The organism is Gilliamella sp. Gris3-2 (assembly GCF_001690345.1).
In the GTDB taxonomy this organism is placed as follows: Bacteria; Pseudomonadota; Gammaproteobacteria; order Enterobacterales; family Orbaceae; genus Gilliamella; species Gilliamella bombi.
Map to the genome: position 1 here is coordinate 14,589 of NZ_LZHB01000040.1, position 22,340 is coordinate 36,928.

Annotated in this window: 37 protein-coding genes, 1 tRNA gene and 1 pseudogene; 32 read left to right on the forward strand and 7 right to left on the reverse strand. The window is 35.1% G+C overall.

All coding sequences use genetic code 11. From position 1 onward, the window contains the following. Nucleotides 1-14 precede the first annotated feature (14 nt). From A9G32_RS06100 to A9G32_RS06130, 6 genes are all read right to left on the reverse strand, one after another. Nucleotides 15-311, reverse strand: coding sequence for a hypothetical protein (locus A9G32_RS06100; RefSeq protein ID WP_065590044.1), 297 nt, complete (start codon nucleotides 309-311; stop codon nucleotides 15-17). A gap of 69 nt (nucleotides 312-380) precedes the next feature. Then, nucleotides 381-650 carry a hypothetical protein gene (locus tag A9G32_RS06105; protein ID WP_065590043.1) on the reverse strand — a complete coding sequence of 90 codons (270 nt, stop codon included), beginning with the start codon at nucleotides 648-650 and terminating at the stop codon, nucleotides 381-383. A gap of 759 nt (nucleotides 651-1,409) precedes the next feature. After that, the gene (locus tag A9G32_RS06115; protein WP_065590041.1) at nucleotides 1,410-1,994 is read right to left on the reverse strand and encodes a hypothetical protein; all 585 of its coding nucleotides are present in this window, start codon (nucleotides 1,992-1,994) and stop codon (nucleotides 1,410-1,412) included. Then, nucleotides 1,987-3,414: an AAA family ATPase gene (locus tag A9G32_RS06120; protein ID WP_065590040.1), complete on the reverse strand. Its 1,428-nt coding sequence runs from the start codon at nucleotides 3,412-3,414 to the stop codon at nucleotides 1,987-1,989. Before A9G32_RS06120 ends, A9G32_RS06115 begins: the two co-directional genes overlap by 8 nt. 194 nt (nucleotides 3,415-3,608) lie before the next feature. Then, nucleotides 3,609-3,836, reverse strand: a complete 228-nt coding sequence (locus A9G32_RS06125; protein ID WP_065590039.1) for a putative hemolysin — start codon at nucleotides 3,834-3,836, stop codon at nucleotides 3,609-3,611. Nucleotides 3,837-3,877: 41 nt separating this feature from the next. Further along, nucleotides 3,878-4,576 carry an XRE family transcriptional regulator gene (locus A9G32_RS06130; RefSeq protein WP_034910090.1) on the reverse strand — a complete coding sequence of 233 codons (699 nt, stop codon included), beginning with the start codon at nucleotides 4,574-4,576 and terminating at the stop codon, nucleotides 3,878-3,880. Between the two features lie 128 nt (nucleotides 4,577-4,704). On the opposite strand from A9G32_RS06130, the gene A9G32_RS06135 reads away from it, so the two are divergent. The 17 genes from A9G32_RS06135 (at nucleotide 4,705) to A9G32_RS06205 (ending at nucleotide 11,794) form a co-directional block, all read left to right on the forward strand. After that, complete coding sequence (locus A9G32_RS06135) at nucleotides 4,705-4,944, forward strand: helix-turn-helix domain-containing protein (RefSeq protein WP_034910089.1); 240 nt, start codon at nucleotides 4,705-4,707, stop codon at nucleotides 4,942-4,944. Beyond that, the gene (locus tag A9G32_RS06140; protein ID WP_051634134.1) at nucleotides 4,931-5,686 is read left to right on the forward strand and encodes a hypothetical protein; all 756 of its coding nucleotides are present in this window, start codon (nucleotides 4,931-4,933) and stop codon (nucleotides 5,684-5,686) included. The genes A9G32_RS06135 and A9G32_RS06140 overlap by 14 nt, the downstream gene beginning before the upstream one ends. 2 nt (nucleotides 5,687-5,688) lie before the next feature. Beyond that, nucleotides 5,689-6,345 carry a hypothetical protein gene (locus A9G32_RS06145; protein WP_065590038.1) on the forward strand — a complete coding sequence of 219 codons (657 nt, stop codon included), beginning with the start codon at nucleotides 5,689-5,691 and terminating at the stop codon, nucleotides 6,343-6,345. A gap of 168 nt (nucleotides 6,346-6,513) precedes the next feature. Continuing rightward, complete coding sequence (locus tag A9G32_RS06150) at nucleotides 6,514-6,696, forward strand: hypothetical protein (protein WP_065590037.1); 183 nt, start codon at nucleotides 6,514-6,516, stop codon at nucleotides 6,694-6,696. A gap of 2 nt (nucleotides 6,697-6,698) precedes the next feature. After that, nucleotides 6,699-6,893, forward strand: a complete 195-nt coding sequence (locus tag A9G32_RS06155; RefSeq protein WP_065590036.1) for a hypothetical protein — start codon at nucleotides 6,699-6,701, stop codon at nucleotides 6,891-6,893. After that, nucleotides 6,890-7,240, forward strand: a complete 351-nt coding sequence (locus A9G32_RS06160; RefSeq protein ID WP_065590035.1) for a hypothetical protein — start codon at nucleotides 6,890-6,892, stop codon at nucleotides 7,238-7,240. The genes A9G32_RS06155 and A9G32_RS06160 overlap by 4 nt, the downstream gene beginning before the upstream one ends. Nucleotides 7,241-7,248: 8 nt before the next feature. Next, a complete protein-coding gene (locus tag A9G32_RS06165; protein WP_065590034.1) occupies nucleotides 7,249-7,497 on the forward strand; it encodes a DUF3310 domain-containing protein in 249 nt (82 codons plus the stop codon). Between the two features lie 66 nt (nucleotides 7,498-7,563). Continuing rightward, complete coding sequence (locus A9G32_RS06170; RefSeq protein ID WP_065590033.1) at nucleotides 7,564-8,016, forward strand: recombination protein NinB; 453 nt, start codon at nucleotides 7,564-7,566, stop codon at nucleotides 8,014-8,016. After that, a complete protein-coding gene (locus A9G32_RS13000; protein ID WP_176701323.1) occupies nucleotides 8,016-8,174 on the forward strand; it encodes a hypothetical protein in 159 nt (52 codons plus the stop codon). The genes A9G32_RS06170 and A9G32_RS13000 overlap by 1 nt, the downstream gene beginning before the upstream one ends. Further along, nucleotides 8,149-8,328 carry a hypothetical protein gene (locus A9G32_RS12785; protein ID WP_065590032.1) on the forward strand — a complete coding sequence of 60 codons (180 nt, stop codon included), beginning with the start codon at nucleotides 8,149-8,151 and terminating at the stop codon, nucleotides 8,326-8,328. Before A9G32_RS13000 ends, A9G32_RS12785 begins: the two co-directional genes overlap by 26 nt. Beyond that, the gene (locus A9G32_RS06175; RefSeq protein WP_065590031.1) at nucleotides 8,325-8,870 is read left to right on the forward strand and encodes a recombination protein NinG; all 546 of its coding nucleotides are present in this window, start codon (nucleotides 8,325-8,327) and stop codon (nucleotides 8,868-8,870) included. Before A9G32_RS12785 ends, A9G32_RS06175 begins: the two co-directional genes overlap by 4 nt. Before the next feature lie 3 nt (nucleotides 8,871-8,873). After that, nucleotides 8,874-9,479: a hypothetical protein gene (locus A9G32_RS06180; RefSeq protein ID WP_065590030.1), complete on the forward strand. Its 606-nt coding sequence runs from the start codon at nucleotides 8,874-8,876 to the stop codon at nucleotides 9,477-9,479. A gap of 123 nt (nucleotides 9,480-9,602) precedes the next feature. Continuing rightward, nucleotides 9,603-10,103, forward strand: coding sequence for a hypothetical protein (locus A9G32_RS06185; protein WP_065590029.1), 501 nt, complete (start codon nucleotides 9,603-9,605; stop codon nucleotides 10,101-10,103). A 2-nt stretch (nucleotides 10,104-10,105) separates the two neighbouring features. Then, a complete protein-coding gene (locus A9G32_RS06190) occupies nucleotides 10,106-11,008 on the forward strand; it encodes a tyrosine-type recombinase/integrase (RefSeq protein ID WP_065590028.1) in 903 nt (300 codons plus the stop codon). After that, nucleotides 10,987-11,256, forward strand: a complete 270-nt coding sequence (locus A9G32_RS06195; RefSeq protein WP_065590027.1) for a hypothetical protein — start codon at nucleotides 10,987-10,989, stop codon at nucleotides 11,254-11,256. The genes A9G32_RS06190 and A9G32_RS06195 overlap by 22 nt, the downstream gene beginning before the upstream one ends. Beyond that, entirely contained in the window at nucleotides 11,249-11,455 is a 207-nt protein-coding gene (locus A9G32_RS06200) for a hypothetical protein (protein WP_065590026.1), read from the forward strand. The genes A9G32_RS06195 and A9G32_RS06200 overlap by 8 nt, the downstream gene beginning before the upstream one ends. A gap of 93 nt (nucleotides 11,456-11,548) precedes the next feature. Beyond that, the gene (locus A9G32_RS06205) at nucleotides 11,549-11,794 is read left to right on the forward strand and encodes a hypothetical protein (protein ID WP_065590025.1); all 246 of its coding nucleotides are present in this window, start codon (nucleotides 11,549-11,551) and stop codon (nucleotides 11,792-11,794) included. Between the two features lie 274 nt (nucleotides 11,795-12,068). Here A9G32_RS06205 and A9G32_RS13225 read toward each other — a convergent pair whose 3' ends face one another. After that, nucleotides 12,069-12,290: a hypothetical protein gene (locus A9G32_RS13225; protein ID WP_218055859.1), complete on the reverse strand. Its 222-nt coding sequence runs from the start codon at nucleotides 12,288-12,290 to the stop codon at nucleotides 12,069-12,071. 22 nt (nucleotides 12,291-12,312) lie between these two features. Here A9G32_RS13225 and A9G32_RS06210 point away from each other — a divergent pair, with 22 nt between their 5' ends. The 15 genes and pseudogenes from A9G32_RS06210 to A9G32_RS06265 all read left to right on the forward strand — a co-directional run bounded on the left by A9G32_RS06210 (nucleotide 12,313) and on the right by A9G32_RS06265 (nucleotide 22,326). Beyond that, nucleotides 12,313-12,903: an endonuclease gene (locus tag A9G32_RS06210; protein ID WP_218055860.1), complete on the forward strand. Its 591-nt coding sequence runs from the start codon at nucleotides 12,313-12,315 to the stop codon at nucleotides 12,901-12,903. A gap of 29 nt (nucleotides 12,904-12,932) precedes the next feature. After that, nucleotides 12,933-13,094: a hypothetical protein gene (locus A9G32_RS13005; RefSeq protein ID WP_176701324.1), complete on the forward strand. Its 162-nt coding sequence runs from the start codon at nucleotides 12,933-12,935 to the stop codon at nucleotides 13,092-13,094. A gap of 92 nt (nucleotides 13,095-13,186) precedes the next feature. After that, nucleotides 13,187-13,264, forward strand: a tRNA-Met gene (locus tag A9G32_RS13010). A 322-nt stretch (nucleotides 13,265-13,586) separates the two neighbouring features. Further along, nucleotides 13,587-13,901 carry a phage holin, lambda family gene (locus A9G32_RS06215; protein WP_065590024.1) on the forward strand — a complete coding sequence of 105 codons (315 nt, stop codon included), beginning with the start codon at nucleotides 13,587-13,589 and terminating at the stop codon, nucleotides 13,899-13,901. Then, nucleotides 13,885-14,328 (forward strand): D-Ala-D-Ala carboxypeptidase family metallohydrolase, encoded by a 444-nt coding sequence (locus A9G32_RS06220; RefSeq protein ID WP_065590023.1) that lies wholly within the window; start codon nucleotides 13,885-13,887, stop codon nucleotides 14,326-14,328. Before A9G32_RS06215 ends, A9G32_RS06220 begins: the two co-directional genes overlap by 17 nt. Next, on the forward strand, nucleotides 14,325-14,684 hold the full coding sequence (locus tag A9G32_RS06225; RefSeq protein WP_065590022.1) for a DUF2570 domain-containing protein: 360 nt from the start codon (nucleotides 14,325-14,327) through the stop codon (nucleotides 14,682-14,684). The genes A9G32_RS06220 and A9G32_RS06225 overlap by 4 nt, the downstream gene beginning before the upstream one ends. Then, a complete protein-coding gene (gene lysC / locus A9G32_RS13595) occupies nucleotides 14,593-14,811 on the forward strand; it encodes an Rz1-like lysis system protein LysC (RefSeq protein ID WP_442902943.1) in 219 nt (72 codons plus the stop codon). Before A9G32_RS06225 ends, lysC begins: the two co-directional genes overlap by 92 nt. A gap of 164 nt (nucleotides 14,812-14,975) precedes the next feature. Beyond that, nucleotides 14,976-15,341: a hypothetical protein gene (locus A9G32_RS06230; RefSeq protein ID WP_065590021.1), complete on the forward strand. Its 366-nt coding sequence runs from the start codon at nucleotides 14,976-14,978 to the stop codon at nucleotides 15,339-15,341. A 235-nt stretch (nucleotides 15,342-15,576) separates the two neighbouring features. Beyond that, the gene (locus A9G32_RS06235) at nucleotides 15,577-16,083 is read left to right on the forward strand and encodes a Rha family transcriptional regulator (RefSeq protein WP_218055861.1); all 507 of its coding nucleotides are present in this window, start codon (nucleotides 15,577-15,579) and stop codon (nucleotides 16,081-16,083) included. 9 nt (nucleotides 16,084-16,092) lie between these two features. Continuing rightward, the gene (locus A9G32_RS06240; protein ID WP_065590020.1) at nucleotides 16,093-16,695 is read left to right on the forward strand and encodes a hypothetical protein; all 603 of its coding nucleotides are present in this window, start codon (nucleotides 16,093-16,095) and stop codon (nucleotides 16,693-16,695) included. After that, nucleotides 16,695-18,197: a terminase gene (locus A9G32_RS06245; RefSeq protein ID WP_065590019.1), complete on the forward strand. Its 1,503-nt coding sequence runs from the start codon at nucleotides 16,695-16,697 to the stop codon at nucleotides 18,195-18,197. Before A9G32_RS06240 ends, A9G32_RS06245 begins: the two co-directional genes overlap by 1 nt. Further along, nucleotides 18,197-19,579, forward strand: coding sequence for a DUF4055 domain-containing protein (locus tag A9G32_RS06250; RefSeq protein WP_065590018.1), 1,383 nt, complete (start codon nucleotides 18,197-18,199; stop codon nucleotides 19,577-19,579). Before A9G32_RS06245 ends, A9G32_RS06250 begins: the two co-directional genes overlap by 1 nt. A gap of 3 nt (nucleotides 19,580-19,582) precedes the next feature. Beyond that, nucleotides 19,583-20,644 (forward strand): annotated as a pseudogene (locus A9G32_RS13600) (hypothetical protein); the annotation flags it as partial. 649 nt (nucleotides 20,645-21,293) lie between these two features. After that, nucleotides 21,294-21,479: a hypothetical protein gene (locus A9G32_RS06260; RefSeq protein ID WP_065590016.1), complete on the forward strand. Its 186-nt coding sequence runs from the start codon at nucleotides 21,294-21,296 to the stop codon at nucleotides 21,477-21,479. 79 nt (nucleotides 21,480-21,558) lie between these two features. Continuing rightward, nucleotides 21,559-22,326 (forward strand): hypothetical protein, encoded by a 768-nt coding sequence (locus tag A9G32_RS06265; protein WP_034910070.1) that lies wholly within the window; start codon nucleotides 21,559-21,561, stop codon nucleotides 22,324-22,326. Nucleotides 22,327-22,340 lie beyond the last annotated feature (14 nt).

The window sequence follows — 22,340 nt, forward strand, 5'->3', positions numbered from 1 at the left end:
GAATAATAGCGCTTTTACGGCAAGCGCCAAGCCGTTTCGGGTCTCAAAACTAAATTAAAATAGATGATTCTTCTTGCAAAAACTATAGCGCTATCTAGCGATGTCATAAAACTTGGGCTAATTTTTATTTCATTTTTTATTGCGCTCTTTGCGTTTGTATATGTAGCTATACCAAGCTCAGCTTTGACAGATAAAATCAACTCAGCAAAATAATCTATAATGTAATCGTCATTATTTGATTGAAGATTTTTAACAGCATCAGAGATTAATTTGTTAGTTAAATCGCTAGCTTCTTTGATTTTTTTATTCATTTAATGAATCCCTCAAAAAAGCCCTCAAAAGAGGGCAAAGGATTTGCATGTGCTCGTCTTTCCGAGTTGTCAAAATCTTTTGTTATACTCAGCTTTAGCTTGTGAGTAACACATATCAGTTATAAACTGATTGTAAATATCAGCATCAATGTTTTTACTTTCTAGCTTTATTTTTAAAAGCTCTACTATTTGCCAATCGTTGTCGTTACCGAAATTTTTAAGCAATTCTTCGGCTCTAGCTTCAATCCAATCATCTTTAGCGTCTTGCATTTCGACATCGCTTATCATTTTGCAATATGCTCTTTCGTAACCGTTCTCTACAGCTCTATGTAATTGCATAACTCACCTCTATTATTCTTATCAATCTCAAACTCAAGCCCACTTGTTTAAATGCGCTTTGATTTGAATGCTACACTCTCGCAGTAGCCGCGCTCTTGCCAAAGAGTCTCATCGTAATGAGTAATCACGGGTGATAATTGGCTCATTATCTCGTCTTACCCGCACGCTCTTTTTCAACATTAACCCTAACTGGCTGCGTGTATGACTCTATGTCATTTCCAGCTTTGTCATGCAAACTCGGGAGCGTAATAATAACGCTATACTTTTCACCTAGGCGCGGTTCAATCCGCTTTAATTTCGCAATTCTTGTTTCCTCCCATTTGTTAACCAAATTATCTCGATGGTCACGAGTTTCTGCGCTCCCTTACTCTGCGTTATTCGTTCATCAGCTTAGAGGGAGCTAGGCATTTCGTTCTAAGATGAGCTTCGCTTTCACACTATCTACTTGAATAACACTTTATAAGTTGTTCCGACTTTCCGAGTTTTTAAAGAGCTTCAACTTTGGTAAGTTGATTTGTTTTGATGTGATTATTACAACATAAGTTGTTATTAATATCAACACCTAAAGTTGTTATTATTTTTAATTAAGTTGTTAAGTTGTTGTTTTTGTGTGATTGATTGTTATTTGTTTGCTTATTTTTTAATCAACGAATTGTTTTAAAGCTGTAGGGGGTTTTAGGTGTAAAAAAAGCCCCAGAAGGGGCTTTATTTTATCTCGAATGAACTAAGCAGCTTTAACTAGAGTAAATACACGACGGACTAAAAATTATTGATGAAGTCATTTAAATTTTGAATTTTAAAGTTATCTTCATTCAATAATCTTTTAGGTAATGAAGATGTTATAGTCGATTTTAATAAATCTAAATATCTTGCAAGATCAAGATTAGTTTTTTTATTATAAACTATTAAAAAATGCCATTTATCTGTATTTTCATGAAATATGGTTTTAGGTTCCAGATCGTTTTTAATTGAGAGTAATAATAATAAAGTATCTTTGTATTTTAAAGCAAAATCATTTACTTTAATATTCTGAAGTAGCTTGGGATAGTGTCCTTTAACTGGACAAGATTTTGCCTGTTCACAACAATTAATCTGTTGTGTTATTTTCTTTCTAATATTTCCATCTTCAGCATTTAAATCACTGAATTCGGTAAAATATAGATTTCCATCTTTTTCTAATAGAAAATCAACAGATTTTAAATTATCACAATTACAATGTTTTTTTAACCCATCATCATTATCAAGCAAATAACCATTAGGTAATCGTTCTAGCAATTCCTTTGTTATATCTCTAAATTCTGGATCTATTTTTTTAAAAAATTTATTTAATTCAATTTTAGCCATTTTCTTCTAAAAACATCTGTAAAAAAGATTCACCCAAATCATCTTTAATCGCTTTAATTTTGTTGAATATATTTTCTTCATTGTTGATTGAGATACCTTCTGATGATAGCTGATTAATTGCAAAGTGATCATTACTTACTAAATCTTCATTTTTATTAATTAACAATTCGATACATTTAATCATATCAATACTATGAGTAGCGATTACAACATGAACGTTTAATTTTGATAACTCTAATAAACACTCAACCATCATTCTTTGCCAATTCGGGTGTAGATTAATTTCTGGTTCGTCAATAAATAAATAGCTACCATCAGAAATAATTCCTTTATCTAATAATAAAGATAGCATTCCTAGGTTTGTTGTTCCTGTAGAAGTTAAATAAAGTGAAAAAGAACTGTTTTCGCAATTCTTTTCTTTGAAAAGAATGTCCCCACTGTCAGAAATATCAAATTTTCCGCCAATTGCATCTTTTAGGGTGGAAGATATTTCCTCAAATTTAGTAACTATTGGTGATAATGTATAATTAACCTCCAATAAGTTCGATAAATCAAAAAAATATTTTGGGATACCCAACAATTCTTTTTGAAAAAATTTAGAACGAAGAGATCTATTAAGAAATTGATTTCTTTTGATTAAATTTAAAGCAGGTCGTATTTTCCAAAATATAGGGGATTCTATATACACAATATTATTGAGCTGTTGAAACTGATCTATACTAGCTGAATTAAGTTCAAATGCAATGCTGTCTTGCTTTTCTCTTTCATTATATTGCAAACTTATTGTGCCTAATTTTTCAAAGTTAAAAGAAAATTTTTTATTGTTATTATAATTAATTAATTGAGATAATTTAGCAATTTGAAAATTTTCTTGTAATTCAGATCTAAGATCTTGTTCAATTGATTTTGCTATATTATTAATAGGGTCTTTAGCTAAAAGATCTAAATTGTGAATGATATCATCTAATCCTATTAATTCTTCAACGAAAGATTGTATTTTTTGTTTACTTCCAAGCTCGTTTTTAAAGTCTTTGAAATTATTTATTATGTTTTTTAATTTTTCATTTAATTGTTTTGTCAACAAAAATTGCTCTGATAAATAATGAGCATCAACATTATGTTGTATGAAATTAACGCAGTCATCAATCGCTTGTTTCATTAATAAGAGTGATGTAGTTTCTTTTGTATTGAGTTTACTTGTTGATAATATTTTATTTAAAAAAAAGTCAGTTACTCCAATATCATTTAGCAAATTTTTTGTTAAATGATCTTTATTTATTGTATTAAAGAAGCTATAAAAAGCCCTAGTTACAAAACTTTTTCCGCAACCATTCCTGCCTGCTATCACAGTAAAATTACTTAATGTTATATTTGCGTTTTGAATTTTACCAAAGTTTTCTATGTTAACATTAAACTTCATATGAGCTTAGTTCTCTTAAGTAATAGTTGTTGTATCATGTAGTAAAAATAAACAGTGTGTTATTTTAAATGAATTATCAAATTAACTGAATCTATTAGGTATGATATACTACCTTCAATTATTATGAAACTAGAAACTTCAAGAAATAGTCAGTATCTTTATGATCTTTTTTTATTTAACCGCCGAAGCGGTTATTAATGTTTATCTCTGTATAATTTCCATTCATCGACAGTAGTTCCGTCGGGTAGGTGGCATAATCCATACCAACCTTTGCTGTCCTTTACTATTTCAGATTTACCGCCAAGACTTTCGCAATAAACTGATGCAGGATTAGCCATGTTAACGTTGTTTTGTGCTGATTCTTTTTTTGCACAAGCTATCGTTGATGCCGATAAAAAACTAATTAATAATAATTTTTTCATTAAAACCTTTTTTTGGTATTAACCATTTTTTATAGCATTGATTACATTTCAAATGAACAATGAAATACTCGCCCGATTATTTCTATATTTTTTGAATCATCAATTTCATCAGGAAATTCTTCAGAGTTGTAAGAAACAATTCTTATTTTTCCTGCTGGTAATAAATACAATCTTTTTAGCCGACACAATCCGTCTTGGCATATTGCATAAACATCGCCATCACGAATATCTTTTTGTAGTGTGTTTACAGCGACCGTTGCACCATTTGGAATAACTGGCTCCATGCTGTTTCCTTTAGCTGGAAAACAAATGACAAATTCTTTTTGTGCGTTTTTTCTTCTAAAAAAAGATTTGCTAAATCTGAGCTTATATCCGTTGTGATCTTCCGTGCTTGAACAACCATGTCCTGCTGCAAGTTCAATTGATTTGAAATATGGAACTTCAACTTCATCATCATTTAATGGGGTTTTATCATCCCATTCGTCTACGTCTCTTGTTGATAATTCATCCATCGGCGTTCCGTCTCGTTGCTGTTTAAGCTGAGGACCTTCTCCTTTAGCTAACCATTCAACCGAAACACCTAAATAATCAGCGATCTTCAATAGATTTCTATTTGATTTTGTTTTGCCTGTCATTAATTTCCATATTGTGGTTTGAGACATACCAATAGCCTCTCCCAATTTCGCTTGAGAAATCTTCTTTTCTTTCATTATTGAGGTTAGTCGATCTGCTAATGTCATTTTTTAAGCTCCTTTTTCATTTAAATAAAATACAACCAAAGTTGTATAAAGTAAAACATCTTAAGTTGTTGACACAATCAAAAACAAAAGATAATATTCACAACATAAGTTGTTAAAAGAGAGTTTGTATGAAAAATAAAGCAATTGAGAAAGCTATTTTAATTACCGGAAGCCAGAAAAAATTAGCTGATGCGTGTGGGAAAACTCAGACATCAGTATGGAAGTGGCTGCACGGATTGTCTGATGTTAGTCCTGAACATGTTCATTTAATAGTAAAAGCAACTAACGGGGAAGTTGCAGCTTGCGATATTAGACCTGATTTACCAGAACTTTTCCCAAGAAAGAGGGTAAGCAATGAACGCAGTTGAAATATTAAAACTAATAGGGCGTCCGAATGCCTATTATCCTAAGCTAGCTAAGCCACTGGGTGGTGTGAGTCCTGCTGTTTTATTCTCACAATTATTTTATTGGCAAGACAAGGCTACGTCTGATTTAGGTGTGTATAAAACACGTGATGAGCTTGAAGATGAAACTGGTTTATCTCATAACGAACAAAGAACGGCTATCAAAAAACTAAAAGAAAAAGGCGTGTTAATTGTTACAGAAAAGAGGTTAGAGCATAAGACTTTTTACAAGATTGATAATGAAAAAGTTAATCAAGTTTTAAGCGATTTCGCCAACTCTATAACTCAATCATCACGACAAATGAAAAGTAGTTACCCCGATCTCTACAATGTAGATGTCGAGACGACTACAAAATCAAGTTCGTTATATCAAGAGAATACTACAAAGACTACTACAGAGAATACTACAAATATTATTGCGAATAAATCGCAACAGCCAAAGCGACCTTGTCAGTTTCCTGATGAATTTAAACCGAACGATCATCATCGAGATATAGCGATGAATGAAAACATCAATTTGGATAATGAGTTTGTTAAATTCAGGGATTACTGCTTGGCGAATGGCAAAAAATATATTGATTGGAATGCGGCTTTTAACAACTGGTTACGCAATGCTAACGGTTATAAAAAATCAAATAAACCACCTGAAAAATTCATGACCCTTGCTGAGCGTAACAGGGCAGTTTTAGAGAGTATGAGGGCTTAACCATGGCAAAGATTACAGATGAATTTTTAGCGGTTATTGGTGGATTACTTGAGGTTTACGGACAGCAAGCAAGCACAGTCAAGGTTAATATTTACTGGTCAACACTTGGGCAATATCCGATTCAATCGTTAAAAGCCGCTGCACATGCTTGGGTGCTTAAAAGTCAATTTATGCCTAAGCCTGCGGATTTAATCAAGCTAATGGGTGGTTCAAGTAATCATTTATCACCAGATGAAGCGTGGTCGATTGCAATACTTGCTAGCGATGAAACCAATACGGTTGTTTGGACTAATGAAATAGCAAAAGCGTGGGCACAAGCTGAAATTGTCTACCGAAATGGCGACAAAATTGGAGCAAGACGAACGTTTATTGATGCATATGAGCGAATGGTTGATGAATCGATGATGTACGGGCGTGCCGTTGAAGTGTTTGTTTCGCTAGGTAGCGATAAAGCAAAGCGTGCTGATGCTATAAACCATGCTGTTTTTACTGGGCTATTAACACAAGAGCGAGCTAATCATTATCTACCAAAACCAGAGAATACGTTTGCAATGTTGGAATGCAAAACTGAGCAGGGAGCATCAAGTAAAAGCATGATGCATATTGCTAGCATTAAGCAGATGTTAAAAACAGGTAGAGCTTGTGTTGCGGAGAGTTAACCACTGCCCACTTGGTCTTAATCACATGCTCGACAAAATAGCGTACGACTATGTGAGAGCGATAAAGAGCAGGGGAGCAAATACGGCAAAGATTAAGCATGAAATGGCAGAACGAGTTAAAAAATATTCAGAAGAAGATAAGGCAAAATTGAGGGAGTTGATACAGAAATGGTTTACAAAATAACAGCAGAAGTAAAAAAGGGTTGGCAAGCGTGGGGGACAATCGTATTGCATCGTAATTCAAAACTCACAGAAAAAGGTTTAATTAAAACACTGGCTACAGTTAAAAACTCATTTGGCAATACTAAAGTTGATGTGTTGGTCCGTAATTTTGAGTGCGTGAGGGTTTAGTGATGACTAAATTAACACAGCAAGAGTTAGAAAAAGAGCGTGCGCTTTTTGAAAAATGGCTTTCGAGTGTTTATGGTTTTGTTGGTGGTCACGATTATTTAATTGATGAAAATCGTTATGTGAGCGGATCAATAAATGAGCGTTGGTCAAGTTGGCAGGTGCTAGCTGAATTAGACGGGGATCGGGGTGAGCAATGAGATATTTAATATATTTTTTAAGACGAGTTTTTGTAAAGCATCTCAATAAATTTAATAAAGATTGGGACAGAAAACTCAATGAAATTCTTGATGATTTTGAGATTGTAGAATCGAATCGATATTACGTAACACTTCAACACAACGGTGATAGTTATCAAATTTGGATTGATGGTTACCCATACGCTTCGTACAAACTTGAAGCAAAAAATGGAGCATATCTAAGTGATAAAGAACAGTTTAGACCATCAATTCGCACTCAGTATCGATTTGATAATTTAGTTTTAAAACCCTTTTTAAAAGAGATAGAAAAGCAAAAACAACAAAGAATTAAAAAATTTTATGAGTGAGATAAGTGATGAACGACAACGTAAAAAATCCAAAGCACTATCAAATAATCGAGGGTGTCGAATCTATCGACATCATAGCGCGTAGCATGACTGTAGAGCAGTTTAGGGGATTTTGCCTAGGTAACATTCTGAAATATCGAATCAGGGCAGGTAAAAAAGATGCGTTAGAGCAAGATATCGCAAAAGCAAACGAGTACGAGAAGATTTTTGAAAATAAAAAACATCTGTGCGTTGACTGGGGAGTAGACGATGAGTGATGCAGCGATTGTATTGATAGTTGAGTTTGTTTTTTGGGGATTCGTAATTTGGAGAGTAACTAAGTAATGGCAAATAAGAAAATATTTAAACTAGTTAGCGAAACAGTAAAAAACAATTTAATTAATTTTATTCGCTCATTGCCAGTTGATAGTAAAAATCCATTAGTAGTTTGTATTCAAGAGATGACTAGAACTTTAGAGCAAAACGCCCGCATGTGGGCAACATTAACGGATATATCGAAACAAGTTAATTGGCACGGATTAACGCTAACTCCAGAAGAATGGAAGCACGTTTTTACAGCAACACTAAAAGGACAAAAAACGGTACCCAATTTAGATGGGACAGGCTTTATTGTTTTAGGTCAATCAACAAGAAGAATGAGTAAAAAAGAATTGAGTAATTTATTGGAGTTAGCATATGCATTTGGAGCTGAGAAAGGCGTTAATTGGAGCGAGCAGTCTAAGACAGATTTATTAATATTTGATTGGTACAAAGACCAATTATCAAAGGTGGCATGATGAACAACGAACACAAAGAACAACTGAAATTATACGATGATAAAGAGCAAGAATTAGAGCGAGCAATAGCAATAGTTAGAGAACAGCGCAGAGAATACATTAATCAGCATAATTTAAACAGGGTTAACGACAATGCCGAAGAAACACAAACTAATTAAAACTGATTTTAAATGCCCAGAATGCGGTGGAGAGTGCTTATATAACGTTGATTGGGATTTGTATGTCTGCAATAGACCGCTAATTGGCGTTGATGGTGAAGTAAAAGGCTCTTGCGGTAAGTTTTACAAGAATAAAACGAAGTTTAGACGATGAAACGAGAAATAAAACAGAAAAAATGTAAAAGCTGTGGCAAAAAATTTGCGCTATTTAACTCGCTTGCTCAAGTATGTTCGGTTGATTGTGCTATTCAGTATGCAAAAGATAACAAAGTTCAAGAGCGAACAAGAATTAAGTTAGCACGAATAGCAAAAGAAAGCATAAAAACACGCTCAGAGCATTTAAGAGATGCACAAACAGCATTTAATGCATTTATTCGAGAAAGAGATAAAAGCGAGCCGTGTATCAGTTGTGGGCGTCATCATAACGGGCAATATCACGCAGGACACTATCGAAGTGTCGGTGCGTGTCCAGAGTTACGATTCTGTGAACTAAATGTACATAAGCAATGTTCAGCATGTAACAATCACAAATCAGGGAATATCATTGAGTACAGAATTAATTTAGTGAAAAAAATAGGTGTAGAAAAAGTTGAATGGTTAGAAGGGTATCATGACCCGAAAAAATACACGATAGAGCAAATAAAGCAGATTAAAGCTGAGTATAAGCAAAAATTAAAAGAGTTAAAGGGTAGGTAACAAATGCTAGCAGAATATGTATACGTTGATGATGAGCCAGAAAAAATTATCAAGCAGATTAAAAGCGTGAGATTTAAAGCTGATTATGATATTACCGAGGTTTGCACACGATTCGGTAACTGGTCTAGAAAAAATTTATATTTAAAGCAAAATACGCCATCTTATTATAACTCTCAACCAAAAAAAATGAGAGAAATCTGCTCCGACAATGATGCTCAAGTAATTAATCAAGCTTTTTTGTCTATTTTAGTTTTAAGCGGTCAGCAATCAAAAGATATTTATGACACGCTCATATTGTCTTATTTCGGTGAAAAACAGGTAATTACGGATTACATTGCAACGGAAGGATATGTAAGAAATGAATGGAAAAAGCATGCAAGTGGCATTCATGATGCGCCGTGTAAACAACTATCTAAAGGTATTAGAGTTGACAACATCTATATAGTTAAACCTCGGTCAGTACAAGATATAGCAAGAAAACTTAATACAAACTGGAATGCGGTAGACAAGCTAAAAAAAAGAGGTGAAGACTACTTGCGAGGTTATTTTGCATCTTTAAAAGTTCAGTCTGGATTTGAGTTAGAGATGGTTAAAGACAGAATTATTTAATAGCACAAAAAGATAAAAATAATAGTTGACTCATGGCGCGCGCCATTATATTATTACTTCAGAGTTAAGAAACAACTCTAACTGGCTCGGCAGATTCCGAGTTTACTTAAAAGGTAAATTATTATGGCTACACTTGCAGAATTAAAATCCATTATTAATAAATTAGATTTGTTAATTGAATCAACTAATCGAAAAATAAATCTATATCAAAAAAGAATCAAAAAATATCAAGATTGCATTGATATGCTCAATAACAAACAAGCATCTTTATCAATTCTAGAAGCTAAACATAGCGCAATAAGAAATGATGCGGAAGCAAAAAAAGAAGTTCTGATTGATAAATTAAAACGAGTTATTAGTATTGATGAAATTCAAAAATCAATAAGCATTATGTCTAGAACGATTAAAATACAGCGAGCTAATGCAAAGCGTGATTTTTGGGATGCGCAAAAGGTTATTGAAAATGCGGTTATGCAACTTCGAGAAGCGGGTATATCTAGCAATGGGTTAGATAAATTAGTATATATGAACTATAACCGTCCAGATCGTGATTTTCCCAGCAGTATTGGATTAGATGAAATTCTTAATTTGAAAGAAATTAAAACAACAAAAGGAGAAGAATAAAAATGATTATTTTTCACCATTGGTTGTCACAATATGAAAGTCTTTTACTGAAGAAGAACTTTAGCGCTAAAACAGTAAATGAAAAACGACGATTCTTGAAGATTATTTGTAATAAAATTGGTGAGTTAAATTTATGTGAGATAAAGCCGATTCATTTAAAAAGTATCATTAATGGGTATGTGTTAGCCGATAAGTCAAGCACAGCAAAGTCAATGTATGCTTTGATAAAAGATGTATTCAATGAGGCGATAATTTACGGATATATAGAAAATAATCCAATTTGGCCGCTAAAATATCCCTCCCAAAGAGTGAAACGTGCACGCTTGCTGTTTGATGAATTTTTGGCTTTAACTGCGCGAGCGAAAACGAATTATCCAGCATACTTATATAATATGTTTATGTTGACTATAATTACAGCGCAACGCCCTGCCGATGTTTTAGAAATGGGAGCAAACCAGTTGGATTATTTTATTAAGGATGATCATTTATTCATTCATCAACAAAAAGGTAGAAAATATATTGAAATTGACAAAGAACTAAAGTTAGTTAAAAAGGGAAGTAAGATAGCTTTACCGCTTGATTTACGACTAAATATAGTTGACATGTCATTGCGTGATATAATAGAAATATCAGGCGGCAAACAGTATTTTATCGAATTCAAAAATAAACGAGTTGAATACTGGCGAGTTAATAGAGATTTTTGTAAATTACGAGACGAGTTATTTCCGTCAGAGTATTGGCGAGAATATAACCCGCCTTCTTTTTTTGAAATAAGATCATTGGCCGAAAGATTATACAGGCAACAAGGAATTAATACGCAAGTTTTGCTTGGGCATAAATACAGCACTACAACAGAACTTTATAACGACCTAAGGGGAAGAGAGTGGCAACATCTGAGAATTTAAAAACATACAGAGTCTACGTATTAAAACAAAGAAAAGGTGGCAGTGAAATACTTTCAGAAACAAGAACAAATACTACCAGCTTTGAGATAGCAAAAATGGCTTTTTGGCAATTATACAATCAGCAGTACGATAGCAAACATCTTTTATTGATGACATGCAATAGCAAAAAAATTAATGTGTATCGTTATCAGTCGAAAACTGGTGATGATTGTTATCTTTCGAAAGATGCAGAGCTGAATAATGAATAGAGAAAAGCAACGAAAAAACGAACAAGCGTACCGATCTCGTAATGCTGGACGACCACGTCTGCCAGGTGCATATTTAACAGAAGAAGAAAGTTTATTATTAAAAGAATTAGCCGTTATCTATGGCTCCCAGAAAGCGGCAATATTTCAAGGTCTAACATTGCTTAAAGAAAAATTGGAGAAAGCCAAAAATAACAGTTGACCAATGGCGCGCGCCATTATATTATATATCCAGAGTTAAGACATAGCTCAACTGATCTGGCAGATTCCAGAGTTACTTAAAAGGTAAATTATTATGAAAGGTTTTAAATTCTCTCACTATATTTCAAGAATGGCTTTAAATGGTACTTCTGTTGCTGTATATTGTAATAAAGATCAATCAGATTATCGCTTAATTGCGGAAAGAGGTGGTTGCAAGATTAGAAATTCACTTGTAGTTGATTTAACAAGTGAAAAGCATGAAGAATTGCCACATGACCCTTACAATTTAATGGATAGATTTTTACATGTAGCTTCAATGTGTGGAATTAATTTTCACTAAATAGTTTAAATGTTTAAATTATAAGTACAGTTACTATCGAATAGATAGTTGAAAAACATGACATTTTATTTTTTTAGCAATATTACCGCTGAATAAGCGGTTTTTTTAAAAAAATCTTGATTTCTTAAGAGCACAGTGGTATAAAGTACCCAGACTGGAATTTTTGTATCCAAACTGTTTTTAAATAGAAGCCCGACTTTAATAAGTTGGGCTTTTTTGTTTTCATTTTGTAATTTTTTATATTAAACTGCGTGTTTTTTAAACGCAGGTAATATTAAATTATGAAAAAAATAGCTTTAATTTTGGTTTTATTTTTATTATTCCCGTCGATTTCAAACGCTAAGAATTGCAGAAAAGGCATACCTTGCGGCAATTCGTGCATATCAGCATCTAAAACATGTCGAATAGGAACGTATTCAGTAGCACCGACGCCTAAGCCGAAAAAGCCAACACCAACAGCCGAACAGGTTGCAATTAGTAAGCAAAATTTTGACAATGCGAAAACTCAGCTTACTAGATTGTATAAATCAAATTCAACACAAACAGAATTTTATTGCGGATGTGATATTTCATGGGTGGGTAAAAAAGGTGTTGTCGATTTTGGTAAATGCGGTTATAAGCCAAGAAAGAATTTAAATAGAGCTGAACGCATTGAATGGGAGCATGTCATGCCTGCTGAGAATTTCGGACGTCACCTGCAATGTTGGCGAGACGGTGGACGTAAAGCGTGTAAAAAAGATGTTACTTTTAATAAAATGGAAGGTGACATGCACAACTTGCAACCCGCTATCGGTGAAGTAAACGGTGACCGTTCTAACTATCGTTATTCGCTGTTTACAGATATGTTTGATCAATACGGGCAATGTAAAACTGCTGTAGATTTCAAAGAAAGAAAATTTCAGCCGCGCGATGAAATTCGAGGGGTGATAGCACGCACATATCTATATATGTCTGATAAATACAAAATTAATTTATCTAATCAAGAAGAAAAACTGATGACAGCGTGGGATAAAATGTTTCCGCCAAAAAAATGGGAATGCGAGCGTAACAAGTTAATAGAAAAAATTCAGGGTAATGATAATAAGTTCATTACTTCACAATGTAATTAATTTAAGCCGACGTAAGTCGGTTTTTTTATATGCAAAATACATCAACAAAAGAACTAGCGGATTTACAAGATAAATATTTAATCGATATTTTAGATGCGCTAAACAGCTCAGAAAAAGCGGGTTCGCTAGAAATTCCGCTTTACGCATTAGAAAGCGATGAAGCAATGTTAGCTTGGGTTATGTCGCTTTAATAATCAATATTACAAATGTCGGCGACATTGATGTCGTCGAGTCGTGACCGTGCCTAAACCTCTGTAATTACGTTTAGGTCAATCATTTTCAAGAGTCTAAAGCTCATACGGTATGAGCGGTCAACTCATAATTGAAAGGTAGCTTGGCTCGAGTCCAGCTAGACCCACCATAACAGTCCCCCTCGCACCTCTACTTATTTTGGTCAAGTAGCAGTAATTCTGCTTAATACTGAGATTTGATACGTTTGGGGGCATCTATGATTTTTGATTCCCTGCGAGGAGCTTGAAGACCAATCTAAGATGCGTTCATTTTGGCAACACCGATTGATCTCGGTGTATTGTTTTACATCTTATCTACCAAGTGTAGAAAAAATTACGACCTCGTCACCATTGACGTGGTTAGCCAAATCGACAGCAAAGCTAGACACGCACACATAACTACACAATAGCTAGTACGCTGTCACATCATTAACTAACAAGAAGAATAATAACATGTATAAATCATCAATCATGGAATGGTTGCAATCGAATGCGCCGTTAATTTATGGCGTCGTTTTGTCCATCATCATCGCCTACGGTCGTTTAACGTATGATGGTGTGGGTGGACGTCGTAAATGGGTAGAAGCGTTATTGTGTGGTGCGTTGTCATTAGCCGCTAGCAGTGGATTAGATTATTTTGGCTTACCCGTTAGCATGAATCCTTTTATTGGTGGCGCAATTGGATTTTTAGGGGTTGATAAATTACGTCAAATATCAAATTCAATGTTAAGAAAAAGGATTGATAACAACGATGACCAAGCTAACTGAACATTTCACACTAGAAGAATTTACTCGCTCGACAACAGCCAGCAGATTAAAAATCAATAACTCTGTGCCTGAAAATTTAATGCCTAACGTGCAATTAACAGCTATTAAGCTGGAGTTGGTAAGAAAAGCTTTGGGTAAGCCAATCATTATCACGTCTGGATATCGTTGTCCTGCACTAAATGCTAAAGTTGGCGGTGTAGCAACAAGTGCCCATACGCAAGGATTAGCGGTAGATTTTAAATCATCATTTGGAACACCTAAAGAGATTTGTCAACGATTAATCGATTCTGGCGTACAGTTCGATAAATTAATTCAAGAGCATAATCAATGGGTGCATATCGGGTTTAGTCCAACTAACAATCGTCAAATAGTGTTAACAGCAGTTAAGCAGGGCGGTAAAACGGTTTATTTAAGTGGTTTGGTATGAGTAAAGAAAAGATATTAAGTATCGCATTAACCATTGCTGTTTTTGTCTTTGCTGTCTATTTCGGTTACAACAATTATCAAGAGAAGAAACGGCTACAAAAAGATAAAGCTGAACTGTTCGGAAAAATCGAACAGTTGGAGCAGAATATCGCTAAAAACAATAAAATCATAGCAGATAATGAGCAAAGCAAGCGCGAGCTAGAAAACCAATCACTAGAACGTCAGGAGCAAATCAATGAGCAACTCAAAAATAATGGCTGTGCTAATGAGCGTGTTCCTAGTGTTATCTCTAACAGCTTGTACAACAGAGCGAAAGGTTTACGTCAATCGGCAGATACCAGCCAATCTATTAAGTGACTGCCTACCAAATTTACCGCCGAAATCAATGACATTTGGCGATAGCCTCAGATATAACGAGCATTTGCTAAATGTTATTGAGAAGTGTAATGCGGATAAAAGGGCGATAAGGGAAATTAATAAATAACTATTCACTTTTACCGCATAAACTATAAAAAATCCCGGGCGGTTATAAAAAATAACTGCATATTTAATCAAATTAATGTAATTAGTAAATTGCAAAAACATATTATTGATATTAAAAAATAAAGTACAATCTTCCTCCATTAATTAAAACTATGAGAGGAAAAAATGAAACAAGAAAATAATTTTTTATTTAATTTAGCTGAAAATGTTATTAATATTTTTAATAAATTATTTAATTTATCTTTTATATTAGCTTTATTCATTTCGTTGTCGGAAATTCTGGATAATAAAAAATTATACGTTTTAGCTATATTAATATACGTTTTAATTGCATTTTATATAATCCGTTCTAGCTATTGTTTATACGCAATAAAAGAAAAGAAATTAAACTTTAAAGGTTTTATCAAAAGCGTGAGAGAACATTTTAGAGAGCTTTGTGGTTTTCTTTTATGCATACTTTTCAGCATGGCTCTTTTAAGTTTAACCTTTTCTGCAACAGCTTTTCTCAATATGCTATCTTTTAACTCATAGCATTTTAATGTTGCTAATATAAAATTTGCTAAACCGCCTCGTGCGGTTTTTTTATATCTAAAATGTTTGAAACACCACAAATCCAATTCACTTTTCAATCAATCATAATGCCATCACACGGCAAATATTAACCAAGAGCTTTACAGAATGAGCCTAAGAGAATGACAGCTAATGTCTGAACTCTTGGGGCTGTTTATTCTGTGTGACTTAGGCTCATTCTATAGAGAGACATAATATGACTATAACTCAATTCAAATTTGAAAACATGGTTACTTTACAAGGTAATCAAGTGATGACCACATCTTTAAAAGTTGCCAAATATTTTGGAAGAAAGCATAAAACAATATTAAGGGCAATTAGAAATCTAAATTGCTCGAAGAAGTTTAACGAGCGCAATTTTGTGCCCGTTAATTATATTGATGAAAAAGGCGAGGCTAGGGAAATGTACAATCTTACCAAAGATGGCTGCATATTTTTAATTATGGGGTTTACTGGAGAGAAAGCTGCGCAAATTAAAGAGGCTTACATCGACGCATTTAACTGGATGGCTGAACAACTTACTAAAATGCAACATAGCTACATGAAACAACATAATGACTTAATGCTTGAGTACATGAAAGAAAAAGATGTAGCTAGTATGTCAGGTCGCTTATTAAGACGTTGGGGTAAAGAGAAAAAGCCAGAGTTAACAAATAGGATGCAAAAACTACAAGAGCAATCACAAATTCAATTATTAATTTAAGGAAAGATTATGAAAAAGCCAGACTGGGAGGCTATCGAATCAGCCTACAGGGCTGGTTTGTTGTCCATAAGAGAGATAGCAAGCAAAAACGGGATAACCGACGGAGCTATCAGGAAAAGGGCAAAAAAAGAAAATTGGTCCAGAGACTTATCAGAAAAGATTAAAAATAAATCTGATGAATTGGTACGCACTAAAGAGGTACGCACAAAGGTACGCACGGAAAACTCATTATCAGAAAGGGTATTAATTGAAGCTAACGCCGAAGTAATAGCCAATATTCGCATGGAACACCGAGGCGATATTCGTAAAGCTCGTAATATTACCAACGCCTTATTTGAAGAGCTTGGCGCTGAATGTGCAGATATAGAGGCATTCAAAAAACTTGGTGAGTTATTAGCAAATCCAGGCCAAAACGGTAGGGACAAACTCAATGAAGTTTATATGTCCGTCATATCTATGCCTGAAAGGGTAAAATCAATGAAAGCATTAAGTGAAACGTTGAAAAATTTAATCACTTTAGAGCGTCAAGCTTACAACATTGACGACACACCAAAAGATAATTCAGTTGGCCAACTTTCGGATTTAATGGATAAACTATCACAGGAGGGTTAATGTTATCTCCTGGTCATTTAAAAAAACTCAGTAATAAGCTTTGGCGTTTAAATAATCTCTACTACATCACGGATAAAGCAGGTAAGCAAATTCGCTTCACAATGACCCCCGAACAGCTTGAATACTTCGAGGGGATGCATACAAGGAATATCATTTTAAAAGCTCGTCAATTAGGATTTACTACCGAGGTGTGCATTATTCAGCTAGACGCGGCATTATTTGAATCAGCCAAGTGTGCGTTGATTGCTCATACTCTAAATGATGCTAAACGATTATTTAGAGAAAAAGTAAAATATGCGTATGACAGGTTGCCAGAAGAAATAAAGCAAGCGAATCCTGCTAGTAATGATGCGGCAGGTGAGTTGGTCTTTAAAAAAGGTGGCTCGCTTTATGTATCAACTTCATTCCGTGGTGGTACACTGCGTTACTTACATGTTTCTGAGTTTGGTAAGATTTGTGCTAAGTTTCCTGATAAAGCCAAGGAAATCGTCACGGGTGCGTTTGAGGCGGTTGCTACAGGCTGTTTCATTACAATAGAAAGTACCGCTGAGGGTAAAAGTGGTTATTTTTACGATTACTGTAATACAGCTGAAAAAGCCCATATTCAAGGAAAGCCATTATCATCACTTGATTGGAAGTTCTTTTTTTTCTCTTGGTGGAAAAATCCGCTATACGCAATTCCTCCAGTTGAACCGATACCAACTCGATTAGAAGAGTATTTTAGCGAAATAAAAGCTAAGCATGGTATCGACTTAACCGAACAACAAAAAGCTTGGTATCACGCTAAAGAGAAAACGCTTGGCGATGATATGAAGCGCGAATATCCATCTATTCCAAGTGAAGCATTTGAGCAATCAATCGAGGGTGCTTACTATGCAAGGCAATTCAGAGAGCTATACAAAGAAAAACGCATTACCGTACTACCTGATAATAGCCATTTACCAGTTTATACCTATTGGGACTTGGGAGTTGGTGATTCAACCGCTATTTGGTTTGTGCGCAAAGTGGGTGAAGAATTTCACATCATCGACTACTACGAAAATAGTGGCGAGGGTCTCAGGCACTACATGAAGGTCCTGAAAGATAAAGCCCAAAATCTTGGTTATGAATATGCTGAGCACTGGGCACCGCACGATATTGATAATCGTGAATTATCGGGTGATGGTAAGAGCCGTAAACAGATAGCAAAAGAAGGCTATGAAATTGACGGTGAGAAATACAGCATTAAATTTAATGTAGCACCAAGGCTAAGTGTTGATGATGGCATCGAATCAGTTCGCGAAATTCTTCCTCTTTGTGCATTTGATTCAAGCAAATGCGAACAGGGTATTGCTAATTTAGAAGCCTATCGAAAAGCATGGGATGATAAAAACGGCTGTTGGCGAGATAAACCGCTACATGACCATACATCGCACGGTGCGGATGCGTTTAGATATTTTGCTGTGGCTAATCGAAATGCACGCAGACAAGCTTTTACAATTCAAATGGAAACAACATTCTAATGAATCATGACATTACTTTTATTCGACCTGAGCACAAACAAGCATCTATTAACTGGGAAAAAATGCGGGATGTTTGTGCTGGCGCTGAAATAATTAAATCAAAAGGTAATCAGTATTTACCTTATTTAGATCCTACCGATAAGAGTGAACGTAATAAAAAACGCAACCAGGATTATATTGCAAGGGCGGTTTTTTATAGTATTACTGGTCACACAAAAATTGGTTTAATTGGCATGGCTTTCCGCAAAGATCCAACAATTAGCATACCCAAAAAGTTGGAATATCTCAAAACCAATGCAGATGGTGCGGGAACAAGTATTTACCAACAGTCACAATCAACGCTTGAATCAGTATTAGAAGTTGGTCGTCATGGTCTGTATGTTGATTATTCCTCAGATTCTAATGAGGCTATGATTTTATCGTATAAAGCAGAAGATATTATTAACTGGCGAACACAACGAATTAACGGTAAAGATAAGCTGGTTTTAGTTGTTCTTAGGGAAGTTGTTGAAGTCTCAGATGGATATGGTTTTAAAGATATCACTCAATACAGAGAGCTAGCTATTGAAGATGGCAAGTTCATTTGTAAGGTTTGGCGTCGCACAGGAGAAAATAACAGTGGACCTTATGAAATTGATTCTATTTATGAGCCAAAACCAAAAAATGAAGATCATTGGCACGAAATTCCATTTACATTTGTGGGGGCTCAAAACAACGACCCAACAATTGATGAATCCCCTTTATCTTCATTAATTGAAATCAATTTGGGACACTATCGCAATAGTGCTGATTATGAAGATAGTTTGTTCTTTTGTGGGCAGGTTCAGCCTGCAATCATCGGATTAGACACTGAATGGCGAGATTTCTTGGAAAAGAATGGTGTCAAGATTGGATCTCGTACCCCATTATTACTTCCTCAGGGTGGTAATTTTGTTTACGCTCAAGCGCAACCTAACACTTTAGCTAAAGAGGGTATGGACGATAAGCGCAATTATATGGTGGCACTAGGCGCTAGGTTAATAGAACAAAACTCATCAGCTAAAACGGCAACACAAGCTAATGGTGATCAAACAGCATCAACATCCGTACTCGGTATATGTTGCTCTAACGTTTCGGAGGCTTACACGATAGCGCTGAAATGGTGCGCTCATTATCTTGGGATAGTGGTTGATGACATTGTCTGTTCTATCAATCAAGAGTTTATTTCTAAGATTGCTGATGCTGGCATGATTACCGCTATTGTTAGCTCATGGCAATCAGGCGCAATCAGGGATGAGGATATGATACGTGCAATGCAAAAACTAGATATCATTGACCCAAGCGCAGATCCTGAAACCGTTAAGCAGGAGCTAAAAGACGCAGATCCTCAGTTGCTGGATTAATTTATGACAATTAACAAAAAACTTCGCGATGAAGCAATTTATCACCGCGTTAATCTAGTTGGTTATGAACATAACTTAATAAGAGAATCGCTTAAACTACTAAACGTCGTTGATAAACAGTTAACAGCCCAACTATATATTGCGTTAGATGATTTATCTTCTAGCGAATTTAAAATATCACGACTTGAATCAATGCTCAGTAGTGTTAAATCATTAAATTCATTTTCTGATTATCTCTTTGGTGAATTAAATGCATTTAGTGAATATGAGAGTAATTATCAATATTCACTGTTTGAATCGTTATTACCCGATATTGTTAAAGATAAGTACCCTTTAATGCAGATATCGCCGAATCAGTTATTTGCGGCGGTAAAAGCAAAACCATTTCAAGGGCGCTTATTATCTGAATGGGTAAGCAATATCGAAGATGACAGGCTTAAACGTGTTACCAATGCCGTTAGAACTGGTTATGCAACTGGCGAAACCACTGAACAGATTATTAGGAGAGTAAGAGGTACTAAAAAGAATAATTATAAAGATGGCGTTTTAGAAACGAGTAAGAGAAATGTATCATCATTAATTCGCTCTGCTGTATCTCACACAGCCGCTGTTTCTCGTGATGAGTTCGGAAAGGCTAATAGCGATTTAATAAAAGGTAAACAATGGCTATCTACGCTTGATACTAGTACTACACCGATGTGTATTATTCGCGATTTAAAAAAGTATACATTAGATAACCAGCCTATAGGTCATGACATTCCATACGGTGACGGACCGGGTAAATTACATTTTTGTTGTCGGTCTGTTGAGACATTTGTCTTAAAAAGTTATCGAGAACTAGGGATCGACATTGATGAGGTGCCAACAGGCACAAGAGCATCAATGGATGGTCAAGTTCCAGCCAAAACCTCTTATCTTGATTGGCTAAAAACACAATCACAGGAGAGGCAAGAGCAAATATTAGGGGTAGAAAGAGCGAGGTTATTACGAAATGGAGAAATTGAGCCAGAAAAGTTTTTCACTCGCGATGGACACTTATTAACAATTGACGAGTTAAACAACCAACTCAGTGGTCAACTTTCAAACTTAAGAACAGTTGAAGAAGTTGAAAATTGGATGCAAAGAAAAAGCATAGCTGCTAATGTTAAATTTCCGAAAGATACATCTCTCGAAAGCGCTAAAGATGTTGCTGAAATATCAGAAGATATTATTAAAAGGTTCAATTTATCAAAACTCTCTTGGTTAGGGACAAAAGATAAATTTTCGGAAACTGCGGCTGGTGCTTATAATTTATCTCAAAACTCAATTCACATGGCACAATGGATGTTAGACCCAAGCGAATGGGAGGCAATTGCAGAAAACGCCGCCATGCTAGGGTTTAAAGATATGGCCATTTATGAAATTGATTTATCTCCAGATAAAAAACAGCTAGCACAGATAATTGCTAACTTGGATGTCTTGCCTTACGCATCAGTTCAAAGCATAAAAGGAACAATAGCGCACGAATTCGGGCACTATCTGTATTATCAAGATGAGAAGTATTTATCTAAAATCACTCAAATTGCATATAATGACAAATGGGCGCATGTGCTAAGTTATTATTCTTCTGATTCAAATGAAGAACTTTTTTCTGAAAGCTTTGCTTTGTATATGCTTGGCGATACTGAATCGAGAAAGAGAATTCATCCTTTAATACTAGAATGGTTAATAAAACATGACAAACGATAATCTAAGAAAGGTCCACGCTTTAATTCAAAAACAGCCGTGGGATGATGATATCTTAGTGGAGATACAAAAGTTAATTGATAACGAGCCAAATTTAGCCATTAAACGTATGATAGCTATGAGTATGAGTGCAGTTACCAATAAAATGGAAAACAGCAAAACAATAGATAAATAAATATTTATTAACATCTACAAGGTCGCTATATGCGGCCTTTTTTATTTTCAGAGCAAAGCTCAAATCCTGAGGGGAAATTATGTTATTTAGAGAAATCAACCGAAAGTTTTATTCAGAAGCGCAAGAAGGTGGCGATGCTGGTGGTGGCGCAACAATCACCCCAGAAGTACAAGCCTTAATTGATAAAGCAGTTGCTGAAAACACGCAAGGCTTAAAAAATAAAAATAACGAATTATTAGGTAAGCAAAAGGCATTATCTGAAAAACTAAAGCAGTTTGAAGGAATTGATCCTGACGCCGTCAAAACAATCTTACAGCGATTTTCAGATGACGAAGAAGCTAAACTTATTTCAGCAGGGAAAATCGATGAGGTATTAAACAAACGCACAGAGCGGTTTAGAAGCGAGTTTGATAAAAAACTCAAAGCGGAACAAGAGCGAGCTGATAGTGCGCAAAAGAAAGCTGAAAAGTATAGCAGTATTGTGCTTAGCAACAAAATGACTAATGCGGCATTGAAAGCAGGAGCGTTACCAGAAGCATTAGAAGATATTAGTTTACGTGCCAAAGGCATGTTTATTTTAAGTGATGACGGCGAGGCTGTCGCAGTAGGACAAGATGGCGAACCTTTACTTGGTAAAGACGGTAAAACTCCTTTAACACCTCAAGAGTGGGTGGAATCATTAAAAGATAATGCTCCACACCTATTTCCAAGAGCCGAAGGCACTGGAGGAGGAGGACATAAGGCAGGTGGTTCCAATTTAGTTCGTTCAAAAATGACCAGTACGGAAAAACACAACTACATCCAGAAATATGGTCAACAAGCATATTTAAAATTACCAAAAGATTAAGAGGAAGTTAAATA